This is a genomic window from Croceibacterium aestuarii, from assembly GCF_030657335.1.
Classification (GTDB): domain Bacteria; phylum Pseudomonadota; class Alphaproteobacteria; order Sphingomonadales; family Sphingomonadaceae; genus Croceibacterium_B; species Croceibacterium_B aestuarii.
The window spans coordinates 3,274,038-3,292,810 of sequence record NZ_CP131039.1 but is presented as its reverse complement, the minus strand read 5'-3'; the positions used below and the strand labels follow the sequence as shown (position 1 = coordinate 3,292,810).

Below are 18,773 nucleotides of genomic sequence, written 5' to 3'. Positions count from 1 at the left end.
GCAAGGTGTTGGCCTCGCAGCGAGACGGGCATTATGAAGGTGGCGACCACGTCGCAGAGCGTTCCGGGGGCAGCGCCCAGGAAACTGGAAAACGAAGTGCCCGCCTTTCTCTTGCAAGGTGAGGCAATACAATGAGTCGGACGTTCAAATAAACTGGGAACCAGAATTCATATGCGTCTGATAATCCCCTTGCCAGGCAACGAAGATTTTGCCCGCCGCCTCGCAGAGGCCGGAGGATGGGAGCTTGGGCGGCTCGAAACCCGCCGGTTCCCAGATGGGGAGAGCTATGTGCGCAATCTTTCGAACGTGGCGGACCGGCCGGTGGACCTCGTCTGCACGCTTGCAAGGCCCGACGATGGGTTCCTGCGTCTTGCATTCGCTGCCGACGCTGCGCGTGCGCTCGGCGCAACAGAAGTGTCGCTCATCGCCCCCTACCTCTCCTACATGCGGCAGGACCAGCGTTTCAGCCCGGGCGAGGCGGTGACCTCGAAAACCTTTGCACGGCTCGTCTCGTCGACCTTCGATCGGCTGGTAACGGTCGATCCGCACCTTCACCGATATCCTGCATTGTCGGCGCTCTACTCGATTCCTAACGATACACTTCACGCTGCGCCCCTGCTGGCGGAGTGGATCGCGGCAGAGGTCGAGGAGCCGATGATCCTTGGCCCGGACGAGGAAAGCGAGCAGTGGGTCTCGGCCATCGCCGGACGCATCGGCGCTCCCTATGCCGTCCTGCGCAAGATCCGGCACGGTGACCGCGACGTCGAGGTCGAAGTTCCCGATCTGTCGGAGTGGAAGGGCCGCAACCCGGTGCTGGTCGACGATATTACTTCCTCCGGCCAGACGCTCATCGATGCAGCCAGCAAACTGCCACTCCAGGGCTTCGGGCGGCCAGTGTGCGTAGTAGTCCACGGCCTGTTCGCGGAGGATTCCTACGAGCGGCTGAGGGGGCTCAGTCAAAGAATAGTTTCCAGCGATTCCGTCCCCCACGAAAGCAACGCAATCCGGCTCGCGCCGCTGATCGCTGCGAGCATTGCGTCCGCCGACGAATCCGCCGAGAAGATAATTCGCCACCGCCGACCGCCCGAACCATACGACGAGGTGGAACAGGCAGGAATGGATTCGTTTCCCGCGAGCGACTCTCCGCCCTGGACCAGCGGCGTCGAATGAGCGGCACATTTCATTGTTCGGCACCGGTCATATGAATCCCGCCAGGAGGCAGTCATGCTTAAATTCACGTCCCTCGGCGGTGCCGGCACGGTCACCGGCTCGAAACATCTCCTCGAACACGTTGGGAAGCGAATCCTCGTAGACTGCGGCCTGTTCCAGGGTCTCAAGAACCTGCGCGAGATGAACTGGGAGCCATTGCCGATTGCCCCTTCGAGCATCGATGCCGTGGTCCTCACTCATGCCCATCTCGATCACTCGGGCTATCTGCCCAAGCTTGTAAGGGATGGCTTCCAAGGCAAGATCTTCGCAACGGACGCGACGCACGACGTTGCGAAGCTGATCCTGAGGGACAGCGGCTTTCTCCAGGAAAAAGATGCCGAGTACGCAAACCGCAAGGGGTTCTCGAAGCATAAACCGGCCCTGCCACTCTACGGGGTTCACGATGCCGAACGTGCTCTCGAACGCTTCTCGTCTGTACGCTTCGACGAGCCCGTGAAACTGCCCGGCGGGGCGACCCTGAAATTCAGGTACGCGGGTCACATCCTGGGTGCCGCCACCGCCGACATTGAATGGGGCGGCACGCGGATCGTGTTTTCCGGGGATCTGGGGCGGTATGACGATCCGGTAATGCTCGATCCGGCCCCTGTCACCGAGGCTGACTATGTCGTTGTTGAATCGACGTACGGCAATCGCACCCATGAAAAGGGCGATCCGATCGAGATGCTCGGCTCCGTCATCGACCGCACGGTTCAGCGCGGCGGGACCGTGATCATTCCGGCGTTCGCCGTGGGCCGGGCCCAGTCGCTGCTCTATCACCTCTGGCAGTTGAAGAAGGCCGGCCGCCTGGGATCCGTTCCGATATATCTCGACAGTCCGATGTCGATCAGCGCGACGGACCTGCTCCACGCACATCGCGCGGATCACCGGCTAACGCCGGAGGTTTGCGATGCAGTCTGCGCCATCGCCACCTACACCAGGGACGTCGAGGCATCCAAGGCGATCACCGCGAGCACCTATCCCAAAGTGGTGATCTCTGCGAGCGGCATGGCCACGGGTGGGCGCGTTCTTCATCATCTCAAGGCTTTCGCACCCGACCGCAAGAACACCATCCTGTTCTCGGGCTTTCAGGCTGCCGGAACCCGCGGACGTGACATGATGCAGGGGGCTCGCGAGATCAAGATTCACGGGGAATGGATACCGGTTAGAGCCGAGGTCGCCGACCTTCCGTCACTATCGGCGCATGCGGACTCCGACGAGCTGATGCGCTGGCTATCCGGTTTCCGCCACGCGCCTGCCCGCGCCTTCATCGTCCATGGCGAACCTGAATCTTCGGAAGCGCTGCGGGTCCGCATTGGCAGGGAGCTGGAGTGGAAGGCCACCGTCCCCAGACAGGATCAGGCGTTCGACCTGTGAGCCAGGGTCCTCCAGCTTCCCCAGCCCCCACGCTCCGCGCGACCCGCTTCCCTCTGCACACTCAGCACCAGGCGGTGGTTATTATGCGGAGCGATTGCCATGTCTGCCGCTCGGAAGGCCTGTCGGCTCGATCGCAGGTCCTGATTTCGGCCAGTGGCCGGGAGGTGCAGGCGACTTTGCTCCAGGTCGAGGGGGACGATTTGCTAGCCATTGATCAGATTGCCCTCACGGAAACCGCGTGGAAGATCCTGGGCGTCGAGGAAGGCGATCCGGTCACCGTTACGCATGCCCCGGCGCTCGAATCGCTCGCCAGTGTACGGCGCCGGATCTACGGCAATCGGCTCGATGCGCTTGCCGTGGGGGCAATCGTCAGGGATGTCGCCGCGCGCCGATATACAGATGTTCATCTGGCGGCCTTCCTGACGGCCAGCGCCGCGTTTCCTCTCGACGAGCAGGAAACAATCGATCTGACCGGAGCCATGGTCGATGTCGGCGAACGGTTGCACTGGGATTCCCAGATTGTCATCGACAAGCACTGTGTCGGCGGGCTGCCCGGCAACCGCACCACCCCGATCGTTGTGGCGATCGTTGCGGCCCACGGGCTCGTGATCCCGAAAACTTCGTCACGAGCCATCACGTCGCCGGCCGGTACCGCAGATACGATGGAGACCCTCGCCCCGGTTGATCTCGACATAGCGACAATGCGCCGCGTGGTTGAGACTGAGGGTGGCTGCATCGCCTGGGGCGGCGCGATGCATCTGAGTCCGGCTGATGATATCTTCGTCCGCATAGAGCGCGAACTCGATGTTGATACCGAGGGGCAGCTGATTGCCTCGGTCCTGTCGAAGAAGATTGCGGCCGGATCGACGCACGTCGTCATCGACATTCCGGTCGGGCCTACCGCCAAGGTCCGCAGCGATGCTTCGGCCCGGCGCCTTGCAGAGCGGATCAGTTCGGTTGCAGACCATTTCGGGCTCTCGGCCACTTGTATCCTGACCGACGGATCGCAGCCGGTCGGTCGCGGCATAGGTCCGGCACTAGAAGCGCACGATGTGCTCGCGGTTCTCCGGAATATGCGCAAAGCGCCGGACGATCTGCGCACACGTGCGGCAACACTGGCCGGCGCTGCGCTGGAGATTGGCGGGAAGATAGCCCCGGGAGAAGGAGCGGCGGCGGCGCTGGCAACTCTTGCCGACGGGCGAGCCTGGGCGAAGTTCCGGGCCATCTGCGAAGCACAGGGCGGGATGCGAACGCCGCCCCAGGCATCCCATTTTCATCCGCTGATCGCCCCGCATGCCGGGCGCATCGTTCATATCAACAATCGCAAGCTCGCCAGGCTGGCCCGTTTGGCGGGCGCGCCCGAAGCCAAGGCCGCGGGGATTTATCTCCACGCCTGTCTCGGCCAGGAGATCGGCCAGGGCCAGCCGCTGCTCGACATTCACGCGGAATCCTCCGGCGAACTGGCCTATGGCCTGGAATACGCCAGACGGAGTCCGGACATCATCGAGATTGAACTGGCGTCCTGACCGCCGTCTTTCGGCCAGTCCGGTTTCGGTTACCCGGATAAATTGTCGATCGCCGCACACAATTTTTGTCCGACGCGTTCTGCAGCTTTCTTCAGGCCATCGTTCTTGATCGCACTCATCGACGCCACCGGATCGATCGCCGCGACCTCGATCTCGCCCGACGGCATCTGCTGCACGATGACGTTGCAGGGCAGCATGGTGCCGACCTTGTCTTCGAGTTGGAGTGCCTCGTACGCAAGCGTGGGATTGCATGCCCCGAGGATGCGATAGGGCCGGAAATCGACGCCGATTTTCTCCTTCAGAGTTTTCGCCATGTCGATCTCGTTAATGATGCCGAACCCTTCGGCGCCGAGCGCCGAGCGGACGCGGCCAAGGGCGCTTTCGAGCGGTCCATCGATGACCTTGGAGTAGTAGTAGCTCATTGTTCTGTCTCCGTTCGGGCACCCCTGCCGCAATCGCGATAGCCGCGAAAACCGAGTTCGTCCTTCGCGCCCGGCAGCGCTATGATCATTTCCGCCGCGGGCAGGCCGTTGTTGCTGCCACCGTCCTCGACCGGGTGGACCAGGACCGTCAGTCCGCCGTCGGCAAACCGACCGTCGCCGACCCCGCTCACGCGTACCAGCTTGCCGTTCAGTTTGACGAACCCCTGATTGCCCGCGCGGTCCTCGAAGAAGGACGGGAAGGCGACGCCGGTCAGGCGAATGACGCAGTTGCCGGCGAGTCCGCCGAGACTAGCAATGTCGGCACCGCTCATCGTTTCGGGCTGGACCGCCCCGGCAGTTATGCCCGACAGGGCCTCGCCGGCACTGGTTTGCGGAGCGGCGGTTTCTGCAGGGTCGACCTGGGCTTCACGGTCGTTACCGGTTGCGGTGTTGCGATTGCACGCTCCGAGCAGCAGGGCGGCGGTAAGCGTGATAGCTGCAAGCGTGCGGGTCATTGGGCTTTCTCCGTTGCCTGGGCGGTTTGAGCGGGGCGAAGGTCTCGCGGCATGCGCTCCTCTGTACGAACCCCGTTCCGGTCGATGTCGGAAATCAGGTACTTCATCTCGGCGATCTCACGCCGCTGGGCGACGATGATGCCCTTGGCGAGCGCGCGAACCCGCGGGTCGCGCAGGTGCGCCCGCTCGCTCGTCATGATCGCGATCGAGTGGTGCGGAATCATCGCCTGCATGTACTCGCTGTCGTTCACCGTGTTCTGGCTGCGGACCAGCCACAGACCTAGCGCGAAGACCACGGCCGCCACCCCCAGGATGATCCTGTTCTTGGTCTTGTTCTTGTACATGCTCCACATGAAGAGCAGCATTACGACCATCATCATCGCACCCATGACGAAAGCCATCCAGAAGCGGGTCTCGCTCCAGAAGACGTGATCGATGCTGTAGGTGTTGAGGTACATCAGCGCGAACATGACTGCGGTCGAAGTCCCGATCATCGCCATGAAGCGCCAGTAATTGCCGCCGCTGCCTGAATGGTGTTGCTGGCTATCCGCCATGGATCATTCCTCCTGTTTCTTCATTGTCGAGAATACGAACTGCGCGGTGCAGCTGATCAGCAGGAACCCGGTCAGGGATTCGATGCCGGCGAGCGCCCGCAGATGGCCTGTGGGGTAGATATCCCCGAGCCCCAGGGTGGTGATGTTGATCAGCGAGAAATAGAACAGGTCCATCGCGCTCACGACCGCCTCCTTTTCGAAGCCGCCGAGACCGAGCTGAGCGGACCCGGCAAATCCAAGCGCAAAAAGACCCGTTATCAGCAGGTGACTGGCCAAAACCACGAGATAGGCGAGACTGAGATGAAAGGGACTGCCTCTAGCCGGCCTCACCGCCGTCCGCGCCAGCCGCAGCATGCCAAGGTGCAGCCAGAGGGCTGCAAGAAACAAGACGATACCGATGATTATTGCGAGCGAGATATTCCATCCTCCTGCGGGGGCAGTCCCTGAACTAACCCGGGTGTCTGGTGACCGGTTCCTTTCGGTTCAGGAACCAGTGTTCGCCAGTAAAGACGAGGACGATACCGAGCACGGCGTAGGCGACGATCGCCGGGTCGCTGCGAAGCTTGATCCAGGTGAAGGCGGCAAGCACGACCGCGTCGGCCGCGATCGCCGCGAGGAGGATTTCGGCACGCGCGCCGATTTCCCGGCGCAGATGTCTCAACACACCCCAATGAACCAGCATGTCCATCACGAGGTAGAAGAACGCCCCGAGCGCGGCGATCCGGGTCAGGTCGAACAGCACCGCGAGCGTGCCGGCCACGACCACCGTGTAGACGAGCAGGTGGCTACGCAAGGTCCCCTTCATCCCGAAATGGCTGTGCGGGATCATCTTCATCTCGGTCAGCATGGTCAGCATGCGCGAAACGGCGAACACGCTGGCCACGACGCCCGACGCCGTGGCGGTGACCGCGATGACGATGGTGAACCAGAAGCCGATCTGCCCGAGCGCTGGTCTTGCCGCCGCAGCGAGCGAATAGTCGCGCGCAGCCACGATCTCGCCAATGTCGAGGCTGGATCCTACGGCAACGGCAACCAGTAGGTAGGTTACCACGCAAATGCCGATCGCGATCATGATCGTGCGTCCGACATTGCGGTGCGGGTCGACGATCTCGCCGCCGCTGTTGGTGATCGTGGTGAAACCCTTGAAGGCGAGGATGGAGAAAGCGATCGAGGCGATGAAGCCGGCACCATCGAAACCGCTTCCATCGAGACCGGTGACGGGCTCGGCAAATGCTCCGCCGCCAAGGCCGCTTGCCCAGATCGCCGCGACGGCGAAAATCGCGATGCCGCCGATCTTAATCGCCGACATCACGATGGACAGCGCGCTGACCGACCGGTTTCCGGCGGCGTTCACAAGATAGGCAAACACGATCAGCGCCAGCGCGAGGGCCGCGAGCATAATGCCGTTCGTTTCGAGGCCGAAGGGCCGAAGCGCATAAGTGGCAAAGGTGCGCGCGACGAGGCTTTCGTTGATCACCATCGACAGCGCCATCAGGAGCGACGCCGAAGCCGCAATCGTTCCGGGCCCATAAGCCTTCTGCAGGATCATCGCGATGCCGCCGGAAGATGGCCAGGCGTTCGACATCTTGATGTAGCTGTAGGCGGCAAGCGCGGTAACCACCGCGCCTGCGACAAACGATAGCGGAAACAATGGTCCCGCCAGCTGCGCGATCTGTCCCGTGAGCGCGAAAATGCCCGCACCAATCATCACCCCGGTGCCCATGGCGACGGCGCCGCTCAGCGAGATGCTTCCCTTCGCTTCGTGCGAGGGAGGCGCGTGATCCGCGCCTTCGTTTCCGTGGTGTTCGCCGCTCACACGCGCGCCGTGCGCAGGCGCAGCGAGTTCAGCACGACGGAGATCGAAGAAGCGCTCATCGCGAAAGCGGCGAACATCGGGCTGATGAGCAGCCCCATGACCGGATAGAGTACGCCCGCCGCCACCGGCACGCCGGCTCCATTGTAGATCAAGGCAAAGAACAGGTTCTGGCGGATATTGCTCATTGTAGCGTGGGCAAGTCGGCGTGCTCGCACGATCCCGTCGAGATTGCCCTTCACCAGCGTGATCCCGGCGCTCTCGATCGCGACATCGGCGCCAGTGCCCATCGCAATGCCGACATCGGCCTGCGCCAGCGCGGGGGCGTCGTTCACGCCGTCGCCCGCCATCGCGACCTTCGCGCCGCCGGCCTGGAGTTCGCGGATGATGCGCGCCTTGTCCTCGGGCAAAACGTCCGCGCGGATCTCGTCGATCCCGACGCGTGCGGCGACGGCTCTTGCGGTCCTTTCGTTGTCGCCCGTCACCATGATGATGCGCAGGCCAAGCTCGTGCAGTTCCTTGAGCGCGGCGGGGGTCGTCTCCTTGACCGGGTCCGCCACGCTGACGAGGCCTGCAAGCCTGCCGTCAACCGCGACGAACATCACCGTTTCGCCCTGATCCCGCCGTGCATTGGCCTTGTCGACGAGATCCCCGCCAGCGAGCCCCAAGTCTTCGAGCAGCGCCTGGTTGCCGAGCGCGACAGCACGCCCGTCGACCGTGCCCTTCACCCCCTTGCCAGTAATCGCATCGAAATCGCTGGCGTCGGCCAGGACCAGTCCGCGTTCTTGCGCGCCGCTTACGATAGCTTCCGCCAACGGGTGCTCCGATCCGCGCTCGAGCGATGCAGCCAGACGCAGCACCTCGGTCTCCTCTTCGTCGCCTGCAGGCACGACCGCGACGAGGCGGGGCTTCCCTTCGGTCAGCGTTCCGGTCTTGTCGACAATCAGCGTGTCGATCTTCTCGAACCGTTCGAGGCTCTCGGCGTTCTTGATCAGCACGCCGACCTGCGCGCCGCGCCCGGTGGCGGTCATGATCGACATTGGCGTGGCGAGGCCGAGCGCGCAGGGACATGCGATGATGAGAACGGAGACCGCCGCCACCAGCGCATAGGCCAGGGATGGTGAAGGCCCGAAGACCGCCCAGCCCACGAAGGCCAGCACCGCGACGCCGATCACCGCCGGCACGAACCAGCCGGCCACCTTGTCGGCATATTTCTGGATCGGCGCGCGCGAGCGCTGTGCAGCCGCAACCATGCCGACGATCTGCGCCAGCATCGTGTCGGACCCGATCCGCCGGGCTTCCATCACAAGGCTGCCCGTGCCGTTGATCGTCGCTCCCGTCAGCGTGTCGCCCGCGGTCTTCTCGACCGGTACGGGCTCGCCCGAGATCATGCTCTCGTCGACCGAGGAGCGGCCGTCGACCACGATTCCATCGACCGGGACCTTGTCGCCCGGGCGTACCCGCAGCCTATCGCCCACCGCGACATCCTCGAGTTCAAGTTCCTCCTCGCTGCCGTCGGGGTTGATACGCGTAGCCGTCTTGGCGGCAAGGTCGAGCAGCGCGCGGATGGCCTTGCCGGTGCCCTCGCGCGCGCGGAGCTCCATCACCTGGCCGAGCAGGACCAGCGTGACGATCACCGCAGCCGCTTCGAAATAGACCCCGACGTGCCCTTCCGCATTGCGGAATCCATCCGGGAATATGCCGGGCGTCAAAACGGCCACTACGCTGAAGATATACGCCGCGATCACGCCCATCGCGATCAGCGAGAACATGTTGAGGTTTCGCGTCCGGAACGACTTCCAGCCGCGCACGAGGAACGGCCAGCCGCACCACAGGACAACCGGCGTGCCGAGCGCGAATTCGATCCACATCGCGGTTCGCTCGCCGAGGCTCTCACGCAAGCTTCCCAGCCCGATGAGCGGCCCCATGGTGAGGAGCAGGAGCGGCAGGGTCAGAACCGCACCGATCCAGAACCGGCGGGTGAAGTCCACCAGTTCCGGGTTCGGCGCGTCGGCGACCATTGCCGCCGATTCGAGTTCGAGGCCCATGCCGCAGATCGGGCAGGATCCGGCATGCGTCTGCCGCACCTGCGGGTGCATCGGGCAGGTATAGACCGGTCCCACATAGCCTGCCGGAACCAGATCGTATTTCCCGCCATCCGCTTCGCCTGCGCCCGCGTGTCCGCTGCAGTGAGAGTGACCGTCATCCTTCGCGGCCTCATGCTCCGGCTCCAGATGCATGCCGCACTTCGGGCAATCTCCCGGACCCTCCTGGCGAACTTCCGGGTGCATCGGGCAGACATAGGTGCTCATGCATCCGTTCTCCGCGCGAAAAAGCGGTAAAGCGGCACCAGCAGGACCGCTCCGTACCAGCCATAGAGAAAGCTGCCGACGGCCCCCCACGCGAAACCCGCGGGGGTGAGCCATGTGAATCCCGGCAGCAGCGGCGCCCAGGCCTCGTGCATGTGGAGCCTGTCAGGCGCCAGCAGCCCGAACCCGACGCACAGCAGATAGGTCAGCAGGAGAAAGATGCTCGCGGTCCATCCCCACACAAAAAGATCCCGCTTGAAGCCATGCATCGCAAATTCCTCCTGCCCGCCAATCCGGTCTATTCGGGATCATGCCCTGCATGCGCATCATGATCTGCCGCCGCTTCAGCCGCAGGGGCCGGCGGAGTCTGGCCGTCCGGTGCGGCGCTGTGGTCCATGGTACCGTGGTTCATCGTACCGTGGTTCATCTGCGAATGATCCATCCTTCCATGGTCCATCTGAGAAGGATCCATCTGCGAGTGATCCATTTGCGAGTGGTCCATCATCCGGCAGGTCATCACTCCGTCCTCGCCCCTGACCATCATCCCCTTCATCTTGGCGCCATTATGCATCATTTCGCACATCTGTGGTTTTTCGGCGGGCTTCGGAGATTGGTCAGCCTGGGCAAGAGCAGGCCCGGTTAAGAGCAATCCGGCGGTCGCGGCGATAAGTGTTCTTTTCATGATGCGTCTCCTTGGGGTGGTCAGTTGTAGCTGTTGAATACGGTCGCTCCGGACTTTCCGAACGCGATCACCTGGTAGGGCTGAGTACGCCCGTTCATTTCCATGCCGGGCGAGCCAATGGGCATCCCGGCTACGGCGAGGCCTTCGATGCCCTCGGGACGTTCGCGCAGAAGGCGGGCGACATCCGCGGCCGGTACGTGTCCTTCGATCACATAACCGCCGACGATCATCGTGTGGCAGGAGCGCAGATTGACCGGCACGCCCTCGCGATCTTTGACAGCAGCCATGTCGGCCCTGTCTTCGACGACCACATTAGCCCCGAGCCCTTCGCGTACATCCGCGGCCCAACCCTCGCAGCAGCCGCAGCCCGGATCGCGGAACATGGTGTAGCTGGCCGCCTGCGCGGAACCGGAACATGCCGCCAGCGCCAGCAGTATACTGGCGGCAAGGGCTTTGCCCGAGGGCTGGCTGAAGCGGGTGGGCATCGGGCAATTCTCCATTTTCGTCAGCGAATTCCGAGGTGGTTGGGGCCGAGAACCATTTCTCCGCCCAGATAGCCTTGCGCGATAAGCGCGACCGCAATCACGACCAGCACCACGCGCAGCCCTGTCCGCCCTTGCGAACGGAACGCCAGCCACGTCGCCAGAACCGCGACACTGGCGATGACGGTTCCGTTCCAGCGATGAAGTCCGAGCGTCTCCGAGCGGTCCTCGAGGCGCCAACCGGCCGCGAACCATCCGAGCAGGGCGGCAATGACCGCGCCCACCGCGCCTCCGGCCACGAGGAAGCGTATTGTGCGCTCTAGGCCCAGCGCAGGCCGTGCGACGAGCAGGAGTTCCGCCAGGGCCGCGGCCAACAGGAGAGCTATCGGAAAGTGTGTTGCGAGCGGATGCAACCGTCCGACAAAGTCGCCTACCGAGGTGACCCGGTTTTTCGCGACCGCCGCGTCCAGAGCTTGTTGTGCGCTCTGCGGCTCCGCAGCGCGTTGATCCACGCGCTCATGCGCCTTGACCATGTCATCAGAGTGATGGTCGTCGGCTTCGCGCGCTCCGTGCATGCCGGCCGCTCCGTGCATGGAAGACGCACCCTCCATCTGCACCATCTCGGCATCGCTCATATTGTCTCTGTGCTCCTCGTGGGCGCTGCCGGCCGTGGGCAAGAGCAACAACATTGCCGCCAGCAGGATCGAGGCCCGGCGAAGAGAAAAAGGAGAATACATGCCACGCTCTACGCTTCGCGCAGCAGCACCCCTCAGAATTTTTTGAGGGGTTGGCAGGAGCTTCGCGTATAGCAGGGCAGCAAAAGGACCGAAATACATGCGCGACGAAAGCCGACTGGACATAGCGCTGGCAAGCCTGGGCGCCCGGCAACGACCCTCGCCGCCCGAGGGTTTCATGGATGGCGTCTGGATGCGTGCGGGCCGACAGGAAGAAGTGTCGCGCCGCCGCTTTCGGCTCGTTCTGATGGCGGGGATGGCCTTTATCGGTCTCGGTTCCGGTTTCGGGATAACCCAGGCGCCCGCCCGGGCGGAGGCAGGCGGATACAGTCTGATGGATGGTGCCGAACTTTCCCCCGCGTCACTACTGCACGTCGAACCGTGAAGATCAGCGGTCTGCAGATCCTGCTGGCCGTGGTTCTGGCGATTCTCGCCGGTTGCCTCGGTGCCTTCGCGGCCAACGAATGGGGTGGCAGGCAGGCGCAACATGGCCTTCACGATTTCGTGCATGAGGAACTCGACCTCAATGCCTCGCAAAGGGCGCAGCTCGAGCAGATCGAAGGGCAGTTTGCGGTCGACAGGAAGGAACTGGAACTGTCGCTGCGCACCGCCAACGCCCGACTGGCTGCTGCCATGAACGACGAACATACCTACGGCCCCAAGGTCGCTGCCGCGATCGACGAGGTTCACGCGCGGATGGGCGATTTGCAGAAGGCTACTGTGCGGCATGTGTTCGCGATGCGCGCACTGCTTGATCCGCAGCAGCAAGAGCTGTTCGATCGCCAGGTCGCAACATCGCTCACCGGCGAACCCGGTGAATGACGGACGGTGGCGGGATCGCGTGAAACGAACGAAGAGGAGCTGACTGAGCGGGTTCGGGCCGGTGACCGGTCGGCGTTCGGCAAGCTCGTCGGGCCTCATCTTCCGCGCCTGCTAGGACTGGCAATGCGCATGCTCGGTTCGACCGCCGATGCCGAAGATGCCGTTCAGGCCGCGCTCGCATCCACCTGGCTTGCGCGTTCCAGGCTCGACCCCCTGCGCCCGGTCGCCGCCTACCTGACGACGATCACGCTCAACAAATGCCGCGACCGGCTGCGCCGCCGCAAGGCCGCCCGGCTGCTGGGATTCAGCACATTCGATGCCGAACAGAAGATCGCGACCGACGGACCGGATTCAGAGACCCTCGTCGCCGACCGGCAGGAGCTTGTCCGGGTCCAGCGGGCGATCGAACGCTTGCCGATCAGCCTGCGCGAACCGCTGGTTCTGGTCACGATGGACGGGCGGAGCCAGCGCGAGGCGGCTGAGCTCCTCGGGGTGACCGAGAAGACGATCGAAACCCGCATCTACCGGGCGCGCAGGCAGCTCCGGGCTAAGCTCGATTTACTTTGAGGGGTGATCGCCTCCATTTCGTAAGCTGGACTATGAGCATCACATCCTTGACCGACGGGCCGGCGCTCGATCGCCGTAAATTCCTGACCCGAACCGCCGGAGCGGCCAGCCTGATCGGCCTGGGGCAGGCGATGCCGGCCTGGGCGCGGGGCGATCACGCCGGAACCCTGGCGCGCAGGGGAAGCGACGTCCTGGCGGGCGAGCGCCTGACCATGACGGTGGCCGACGCTGCATTTGCCACGGGTGACCGTAGCGGGCCCGCGGTGACGGTGAACGGTACGCTGCCGGGGCCTCTGCTCCGGCTGACGGAGGGCCAGAACCTCGTCGTCGATCTCGTAAACAACAGCTCGATGGGAACCTCGATCCACTGGCACGGGCTGTTGGTGCCATTCCTCATGGACGGCGTGCCGGGCGTGACAATGGCCGCGGTCGAGCCGGGCGAACGGTTCCGCTACGAATTCCCGATCCGGCAGGCCGGCACCTATTGGTGGCATGCCCACACGTTGCAGGAACCGATGGGGCATTATGGGCCGATCATCATCGACCCGGCCGATGGCGACCCGCACCAGGTCGACCGCGACTACGTCGTATTGCTGTCGGACTGGTCGCCGATGCATCCGCACGCGATCATGAAGAAGCTGAAGGTGGGCGAGGCGCCGTTCAATTTCCAGAAGACGACCGCCACCGACGACTACCCGCTCACTGGCGCCGAGCGCCGGATGTGGGCGCGTATGCGGATGATGCCGACCGATATTTCCGATGTCTCGGCGCCGCTCTACACCTATCTCGTCAACGGCCACGGCCCGGAGGACGCGCTCGAGTTCGCCTTCACCCCGGGCGAACGGGTCCGTCTGCGGTTCATCAACGCGTCCGCGATGACCTTCTTCAACCTGCGTATTCCCGGCCTGCCAATGAAGGTCATCGCTGCTGACGGACAGGACGTGCGGCCGGTCGAGACCGACGAGTTTCAGATCGGTAACGCCGAGACCTACGATGTGATCGTCGAACCCACCGGGGCCGACGCCTATGCTATCGTGGCCGAGGCGATGGACCGTTCGGGAATGGGCGTCGCCACACTGGTAAGCCGTCCCGGTGCGCAGGCGCAGGTTCCGCCGATGCGCGATCCGCCGCTGCTGACGATGGCCGACATGGGCATGAACCACGGCTCTACCGGCAACGCGGCCGTCGAAGGAGCGATGGATCATAGCGCGATGAGCCATGGCGCGACGCCCACAACGAGTCACGCGGCGTCAGGCGGAATGGAAGCGATGGACATGGGCGCCATGTCGATGCGCGATACCTCGCTCCTGCCGCCGAGCGTTACGGTCGGGCCGGGTCTCGACATGGTGGCGATGAATCCGGTCGACCGGATGGGCGACCCCGGCATCGGGCTCGCGGACGTCGGGCACCGGGTGCTCGACTACAAGCAGCTCGTTGCTGCACGGATGAACCCCGACATGCGCCGGCCAACGCGGATGAAGGAGATCCACCTGACCGGCAACATGGAACGCTACATGTGGTCGTTCGACGGGCAGAAGTTCTCCGCCGTGACCGATGATCCCATTCGCTTCGCCCTCAACGAGCGCGTGCGCGTGAAATTGGTGAACGACACCATGATGGCGCACCCGATCCACCTGCACGGTCACTTCTTCGAGCTGGTGAACGGTGCCCCGCACGGCCACCAGCCGCTGAAGCACACGCTCGTCGTGCAACCGGGCGGCAGCGCGCAGTTCGACCTGACGGCCAACGCGCCCGGTGACTGGGCCTTCCACTGCCACCTCATTTACCACATGCACAGCGGCATGTTTCAGGTCGTCACCGTCCGCCCGCTACAGGGGGAGATCGGGTGATGCGCGGGGCAATGCTTATCCTTCTGCCGTTGGTCGCCATCCCCAGTACGGCGCTGGCGCAGGACCACGATCATAGCCCGGCAGCCTCGCCTGTGGCCGAAGCAGATGCGCAGGCCAAGAAGCCGGAGCAATGTCCGGCGGATTTGCAGCCTACGGGCCAGCCGACGGATCACTCGGCCCACGGTGCCATGGCCATGCCGACCTGTCCAGCCGCCGCACCGGCGGAGGAGTTGGACGACGGTTCGATGGACCATTCCACCATGGAGCGCTCTGGCATGGACCATGGAGCGATGGAGCGGCACGCGCCGATTCCGCAGGGACCGCCGCCACCTCGGGCCTTCGAAGGTCCGGCCCATGCCGCCGATGCCTTTGTCGGCGCCGACCGAATGGCGGCATCGCGCGCGTCGGTGGTCCGCGAAGTCAGCGGCATGCCGGTGTTCTGGTTTCAGGCCGACCGCGCCGAGTACCGCGCACGCGGCGGAAGCGATGGCTATCTGTGGGATGTCCAGGGATATTACGGCGGTGACATCGACAAGTTCTGGTTCAAGAGCGAAGGCGAAGGCAGCTTTGGCGAAAAGCCGGAATCGGCCGAAGTGCAGGGCCTGTGGAGTCATGCGATTGGCCCATGGTGGGACCTGCAGGCAGGCGTGCGGCAGGACCTGACCGGCCCGGCGCGCACCCATGCGGTCATCGGTATTCAGGGCCTTGCGCCCTACATGTTCGAGGTCGATGCGGCCGCCTTCCTGTCAACCGAAGGCGATCTGACTGCCCGGGTGGAGGCCGAGCTCGATCAGCGCATCACGCAACGCTTGATCCTGCAGCCGCGCGCAGAATTCAATCTGGCGGCACAGGATATTCCCGAACTGGGGATCGGCGCGGGTCTCGACAGTGTAGAGCTCGGCGTTCGCCTGCGCTATGAATTCGCGCGCGAATTTGCACCTTATGTCGGCATCGAGCAGGAGTGGAAGATCGGCGGCAGCGCCGATTATGCGCGGCTCGCCGGAGAAGATACCAGCCTGACGAATTACGTGGTGGGTGTGCGTTTCTGGTTTTGACAGACCGGACGGCGAATTGCACCGGCCCGTTCATACCGTTAGAGACAGTCAACGACTACCAGTGGCGGTCCGGGCAACGTATCACCTGCCCTGAACCCAAAAGCTGTCTCATTCCGATCAGGGCAACCCGATGCATCACGCCGACAATTCCGACTTCGCGCACAGCCACAACTTTCTGAGTACATCGCACGAGGCGAACGAGCGCCGCACGCGCTATGTCGTCGCGCTGACCGCGGTCATGATGGTGATTGAAATTGTCGCCGGCCTCTGGACCGGATCGATGGCGTTGCTTGCGGACGGCATTCACATGGCGACCCACGCCGGAGCATTGGGTGTCGCGGCCTTCGCATACTGGTTTGCGCGCCGGCACGCCGACAATCCGCGGTTTACTTTCGGAACCGGGAAAGTGGGCGATCTGGCGGGTTTTGCCAGCGCGCTGGTGCTGGCCATCTTCGCGATCGGGATCGCTGCTGAATCGGTTCAGCGGCTGATTAACCCGTCAGCTATCGCTTATAGCGAGGCAATCTGGATCGCTGTGCTGGGATTGCTGGTAAACATCTTGAGCGCAAGGTTGCTGGGAGCCGATCACCATCACGGGCACACGCATGATCACGGGCATGGTCACGATCATGACCATGCGCATGCCGACAACAATCTGCGTTCCGCCTACTTCCATGTACTTGCGGACGCTCTCACTTCGGTCCTCGCTATCGCTGCGCTTCTGGCCGGGAGATTTCTCGGGTGGGCATGGATGGATGCCGCCATGGGTCTGGTCGGTGCAGTCGTAATCGGTCGATGGTCGTGGACCCTCCTGCGCGACACTGCAGGCGTGCTGGTCGATGCCGAAGCCGACAGTGCCCAGTATACTGAGGTTCGGGATACGATCGAAGACACAGACGCCACTGTGACCGACCTGCACATCTGGCGCGTTGGGCCTGGTAAGTACGCTGCGGTCGTCTCGCTGGTGGCCGCCGAGCCGCTGGAGCCCGCCGATTACGCCGCACGGTTGTCCGTCCACGAGGAATACGTTCACGTCACTGTCGAAGCCCACAGGTGTCGGGGTGCTCACCCGGAACTGCGCGCGGCGTGACAAGAGCCTCCGCAAGAGGGGTGGCGTAACCGAAAATTGGTCTTAGGAAAGTAGCTTCGAGTCCCGAAAAAGGCATCAAACCAGTACATTAAGCGGCATCTGCGGGCCTTTTGGCTAAGCCGAATTTAGTAAGTTCTTGGGAATAAAACGAAAAAAAGATCGAATTCGATGCCTCTTCTGCCCTTCGCGCTGATGACGAAGTTCATTGGCTGGAATTCGCCTTCTGAGCTTTGCCTTTCAAAATCTGGTCGATCCGATTTCCGATCTGTTGCATGAGCGCAGTATGCTCTTCGCGATATCGTGACTTGTTGTAACCAGCGATGAGCTGGCCTCCGATGTTAGAATGTCCGAGCATGACAGAAATGACGTGCGGCGGGGCGCCTAGGTCGCCGGCAATTGTCGCCGCAGTACGCCGCAATGCATGGGCCGACCAACCTGCCACAGCGCATCTTTTCGCGTTGCCTCTGAGCCACCGGCTCCAGTTAATGAGCGGGCCGCCCTGTTCGGTTGTGAAGATTCGGTCGAAGGGCTTGGGTCCGAGATGACCATCCACCACTTCCTCATTTCTCGCGCGGACGAGACGCCTCTGTTGCTTCAGGATCTTGAGCGCCTGTTCAGAGAGCGGGATTTCCAGCGCTTCCTTCGGTTTCCCCTTCCGCCGCACTTGCTCGCGGGTGTCCTTCCGGCCTTCGCCCGGAATGGTCCAGATCTTCTTCTTGAGATCGACCTGGTCCCACGTCGCATTGGCAGCTTCGCTTCGTCGCGCCGCCGTCAACAGCAGGAAGAGGCAACAGCGGCCATATGCATCATCGAGCGTGGGGAGCAGTCTTTTGAGTTCAGTTTCCGAAAGCACCCGTTGGCGCGGTGCACCAGTAATAGGCTTCTCCAAATTGAACGGGCCGCGCATCAGGTCGCGCTTGCTCGCCCATTTAATGACAGGGCCGATGTAACCGGCCGCGCGGGCGGCCGTTACCTTCGCCGGATGAGCGTCGATGGCCAGCTGAATCTCGGCGGAGCGGACGTCGATTGCGGGCCGGGCCAGCATGGACTTGAAGAATGAGCGAAGGTGCTTCTGTTGCACCTTGCCCGTCTTGAGCCCCGCGCCATTGCCGATCGTGAAGTAGGTATCGATAACCGAGCCAAACGTGCCTATGCCTTCGACAGCAGACAGCGCCTTGAGCCGAGCCGCTCGCCTGTCGGCCGTGGGATCTGCACCATCCTTGATCGCGAGCCGAAGTTCTTCGGCTTTCTTGCGCGCTTCTCCAAGGCTGAGGCCATTGCCGACATCAAACCGGCGCATGATGCCACTGGCGCGCATGGCCAGCGACCACGACTTCCCGCCTGATGGCGCTATTCGCAATCGTAGACCCGGAACGGCACCATCCACGAGTTCTATCGTGCGACTGGGGTGCGGCTTGGTCTTCGAGATCTGAAGGGCTGTAAGAGGGGCAACACGTTTGGACATAGCGGGATCAGTGGGTCAGAAAAAGGATTCACCTAGGATTCACCGTATGCGCGATTTGTCGGAACAATGCAAGAACGTTTGGGAGCGTAGTGAGCGCAAAAAGTACCGTCCTATCAGGAGTATAGAAGACAATTTGGGAGGTTCTGGGACGATCCGGAAAATGTCCGACTTACGGCTTTTAATCAGTAGGTCGCTGGTTCGAACCCAGCAGGGCTCACCACATTCAGCTCGATTCGGCGCGGCGGCGACCGTGCAGTGGACGCAAAAAAAGGCCCGCCGATCTTGCGATGGGCGGGCCTTTGCG

At 63.0% G+C, this 18,773-nt stretch carries 20 protein-coding genes; 9 read left to right on the top strand and 11 right to left on the bottom strand.

Annotation, left to right across the window (positions count from 1 at the left end):
- Positions 1-171 precede the first annotated feature (171 nt).
- Genes Q7I88_RS16260 through Q7I88_RS16250 form a run of 3 tightly spaced genes read left to right on the top strand, consistent with a single transcriptional unit; the run spans position 172 to position 4,109 of the window.
- Positions 172-1,170 (top strand): ribose-phosphate pyrophosphokinase, encoded by a 999-nt coding sequence (locus tag Q7I88_RS16260; RefSeq protein WP_305096953.1) that lies wholly within the window; start codon positions 172-174, stop codon positions 1,168-1,170.
- A 54-nt stretch (positions 1,171-1,224) separates the two neighbouring features.
- Complete coding sequence (locus Q7I88_RS16255) at positions 1,225-2,583, top strand: MBL fold metallo-hydrolase RNA specificity domain-containing protein (RefSeq protein ID WP_305096952.1); 1,359 nt, start codon at positions 1,225-1,227, stop codon at positions 2,581-2,583.
- Positions 2,580-4,109: a thymidine phosphorylase family protein gene (locus Q7I88_RS16250; protein ID WP_439648350.1), complete on the top strand. Its 1,530-nt coding sequence runs from the start codon at positions 2,580-2,582 to the stop codon at positions 4,107-4,109. The genes Q7I88_RS16255 and Q7I88_RS16250 overlap by 4 nt, the downstream gene beginning before the upstream one ends.
- 29 nt (positions 4,110-4,138) lie before the next feature.
- Here the strand turns inward: Q7I88_RS16250 and Q7I88_RS16245 are convergent, their stop codons facing one another.
- The 10 genes from Q7I88_RS16245 to Q7I88_RS16200 form a co-directional block, all read right to left on the bottom strand.
- Positions 4,139-4,531, bottom strand: a complete 393-nt coding sequence (locus tag Q7I88_RS16245; RefSeq protein ID WP_305096950.1) for a DUF302 domain-containing protein — start codon at positions 4,529-4,531, stop codon at positions 4,139-4,141.
- Positions 4,528-5,046 (bottom strand): DUF6692 family protein, encoded by a 519-nt coding sequence (locus tag Q7I88_RS16240; protein WP_305096949.1) that lies wholly within the window; start codon positions 5,044-5,046, stop codon positions 4,528-4,530. The genes Q7I88_RS16245 and Q7I88_RS16240 overlap by 4 nt, the downstream gene beginning before the upstream one ends.
- Positions 5,043-5,600 carry a DUF305 domain-containing protein gene (locus tag Q7I88_RS16235; RefSeq protein WP_305096948.1) on the bottom strand — a complete coding sequence of 186 codons (558 nt, stop codon included), beginning with the start codon at positions 5,598-5,600 and terminating at the stop codon, positions 5,043-5,045. The genes Q7I88_RS16240 and Q7I88_RS16235 overlap by 4 nt, the downstream gene beginning before the upstream one ends.
- Before the next feature lie 3 nt (positions 5,601-5,603).
- Positions 5,604-5,987, bottom strand: a complete 384-nt coding sequence (locus tag Q7I88_RS16230; RefSeq protein ID WP_305096947.1) for a potassium channel family protein — start codon at positions 5,985-5,987, stop codon at positions 5,604-5,606.
- A 61-nt stretch (positions 5,988-6,048) separates the two neighbouring features.
- Positions 6,049-7,347: an APC family permease gene (locus Q7I88_RS16225; RefSeq protein WP_439648395.1), complete on the bottom strand. Its 1,299-nt coding sequence runs from the start codon at positions 7,345-7,347 to the stop codon at positions 6,049-6,051.
- 65 nt (positions 7,348-7,412) lie between these two features.
- On the bottom strand, positions 7,413-9,725 hold the full coding sequence (locus Q7I88_RS16220) for a copper-transporting P-type ATPase (protein WP_305096946.1): 2,313 nt from the start codon (positions 9,723-9,725) through the stop codon (positions 7,413-7,415).
- Positions 9,722-9,991, bottom strand: coding sequence for a hypothetical protein (locus tag Q7I88_RS16215; RefSeq protein WP_305096945.1), 270 nt, complete (start codon positions 9,989-9,991; stop codon positions 9,722-9,724). Before Q7I88_RS16215 ends, Q7I88_RS16220 begins: the two co-directional genes overlap by 4 nt.
- 29 nt (positions 9,992-10,020) lie before the next feature.
- Positions 10,021-10,404, bottom strand: coding sequence for a hypothetical protein (locus Q7I88_RS16210; protein ID WP_305096944.1), 384 nt, complete (start codon positions 10,402-10,404; stop codon positions 10,021-10,023).
- Between the two features lie 20 nt (positions 10,405-10,424).
- Complete coding sequence (locus tag Q7I88_RS16205; RefSeq protein WP_305096943.1) at positions 10,425-10,889, bottom strand: DUF411 domain-containing protein; 465 nt, start codon at positions 10,887-10,889, stop codon at positions 10,425-10,427.
- Positions 10,890-10,909: 20 nt separating this feature from the next.
- Positions 10,910-11,521, bottom strand: coding sequence for a DUF2231 domain-containing protein (locus Q7I88_RS16200; RefSeq protein ID WP_305096942.1), 612 nt, complete (start codon positions 11,519-11,521; stop codon positions 10,910-10,912).
- A gap of 199 nt (positions 11,522-11,720) precedes the next feature.
- On the opposite strand from Q7I88_RS16200, the gene Q7I88_RS16195 reads away from it, so the two are divergent.
- The 6 genes from Q7I88_RS16195 to dmeF all read left to right on the top strand — a co-directional run bounded on the left by Q7I88_RS16195 (position 11,721) and on the right by dmeF (position 17,004).
- Positions 11,721-12,005 carry a hypothetical protein gene (locus tag Q7I88_RS16195; RefSeq protein WP_305096941.1) on the top strand — a complete coding sequence of 95 codons (285 nt, stop codon included), beginning with the start codon at positions 11,721-11,723 and terminating at the stop codon, positions 12,003-12,005.
- 29 nt (positions 12,006-12,034) lie between these two features.
- On the top strand, positions 12,035-12,442 hold the full coding sequence (locus tag Q7I88_RS16190) for a Spy/CpxP family protein refolding chaperone (RefSeq protein ID WP_305096940.1): 408 nt from the start codon (positions 12,035-12,037) through the stop codon (positions 12,440-12,442).
- 6 nt (positions 12,443-12,448) lie between these two features.
- The gene (locus tag Q7I88_RS16185; protein WP_305096939.1) at positions 12,449-13,009 is read left to right on the top strand and encodes an RNA polymerase sigma factor; all 561 of its coding nucleotides are present in this window, start codon (positions 12,449-12,451) and stop codon (positions 13,007-13,009) included.
- A gap of 32 nt (positions 13,010-13,041) precedes the next feature.
- Complete coding sequence (locus tag Q7I88_RS16180; RefSeq protein ID WP_305096938.1) at positions 13,042-14,859, top strand: copper resistance system multicopper oxidase; 1,818 nt, start codon at positions 13,042-13,044, stop codon at positions 14,857-14,859.
- Positions 14,859-15,914 (top strand): copper resistance protein B, encoded by a 1,056-nt coding sequence (locus Q7I88_RS16175; protein ID WP_305096937.1) that lies wholly within the window; start codon positions 14,859-14,861, stop codon positions 15,912-15,914. Before Q7I88_RS16180 ends, Q7I88_RS16175 begins: the two co-directional genes overlap by 1 nt.
- A gap of 130 nt (positions 15,915-16,044) precedes the next feature.
- Complete coding sequence (gene dmeF, locus Q7I88_RS16170; protein ID WP_305096936.1) at positions 16,045-17,004, top strand: CDF family Co(II)/Ni(II) efflux transporter DmeF; 960 nt, start codon at positions 16,045-16,047, stop codon at positions 17,002-17,004.
- A 202-nt stretch (positions 17,005-17,206) separates the two neighbouring features.
- Here dmeF and Q7I88_RS16165 read toward each other — a convergent pair whose 3' ends face one another.
- Positions 17,207-18,469: a tyrosine-type recombinase/integrase gene (locus Q7I88_RS16165; RefSeq protein WP_305096935.1), complete on the bottom strand. Its 1,263-nt coding sequence runs from the start codon at positions 18,467-18,469 to the stop codon at positions 17,207-17,209.
- Positions 18,470-18,773 lie beyond the last annotated feature (304 nt).

Bases quoted from the DNA above. Each gene is read 5' to 3' on its own strand.
- Q7I88_RS16260 (WP_305096953.1), top strand. From the start codon at position 172: ATGCGTCTGATAATCCCCTTGCCAGGCAACGAAGATTTTGCCCGCCGC.
- Q7I88_RS16255 (WP_305096952.1), top strand. From the start codon at position 1,225: ATGCTTAAATTCACGTCCCTCGGCGGTGCCGGCACGGTCACCGGCTCG.
- Q7I88_RS16245 (WP_305096950.1), bottom strand. From the start codon at position 4,531: ATGAGCTACTACTACTCCAAGGTCATCGATGGACCGCTCGAAAGCGCC.
- Q7I88_RS16240 (WP_305096949.1), bottom strand. From the start codon at position 5,046: ATGACCCGCACGCTTGCAGCTATCACGCTTACCGCCGCCCTGCTGCTC.
- Q7I88_RS16235 (WP_305096948.1), bottom strand. From the start codon at position 5,600: ATGGCGGATAGCCAGCAACACCATTCAGGCAGCGGCGGCAATTACTGG.
- Q7I88_RS16220 (WP_305096946.1), bottom strand. From the start codon at position 9,725: ATGAGCACCTATGTCTGCCCGATGCACCCGGAAGTTCGCCAGGAGGGT.
- Q7I88_RS16215 (WP_305096945.1), bottom strand. From the start codon at position 9,991: ATGCATGGCTTCAAGCGGGATCTTTTTGTGTGGGGATGGACCGCGAGC.
- Q7I88_RS16210 (WP_305096944.1), bottom strand. From the start codon at position 10,404: ATGAAAAGAACACTTATCGCCGCGACCGCCGGATTGCTCTTAACCGGG.
- Q7I88_RS16205 (WP_305096943.1), bottom strand. From the start codon at position 10,889: ATGCCCACCCGCTTCAGCCAGCCCTCGGGCAAAGCCCTTGCCGCCAGT.
- Q7I88_RS16200 (WP_305096942.1), bottom strand. From the start codon at position 11,521: ATGAGCGATGCCGAGATGGTGCAGATGGAGGGTGCGTCTTCCATGCAC.
- Q7I88_RS16195 (WP_305096941.1), top strand. From the start codon at position 11,721: ATGCGCGACGAAAGCCGACTGGACATAGCGCTGGCAAGCCTGGGCGCC.
- Q7I88_RS16180 (WP_305096938.1), top strand. From the start codon at position 13,042: ATGAGCATCACATCCTTGACCGACGGGCCGGCGCTCGATCGCCGTAAA.
- Q7I88_RS16175 (WP_305096937.1), top strand. From the start codon at position 14,859: ATGCGCGGGGCAATGCTTATCCTTCTGCCGTTGGTCGCCATCCCCAGT.
- dmeF (WP_305096936.1), top strand. From the start codon at position 16,045: ATGCATCACGCCGACAATTCCGACTTCGCGCACAGCCACAACTTTCTG.
- Q7I88_RS16165 (WP_305096935.1), bottom strand. From the start codon at position 18,469: ATGTCCAAACGTGTTGCCCCTCTTACAGCCCTTCAGATCTCGAAGACC.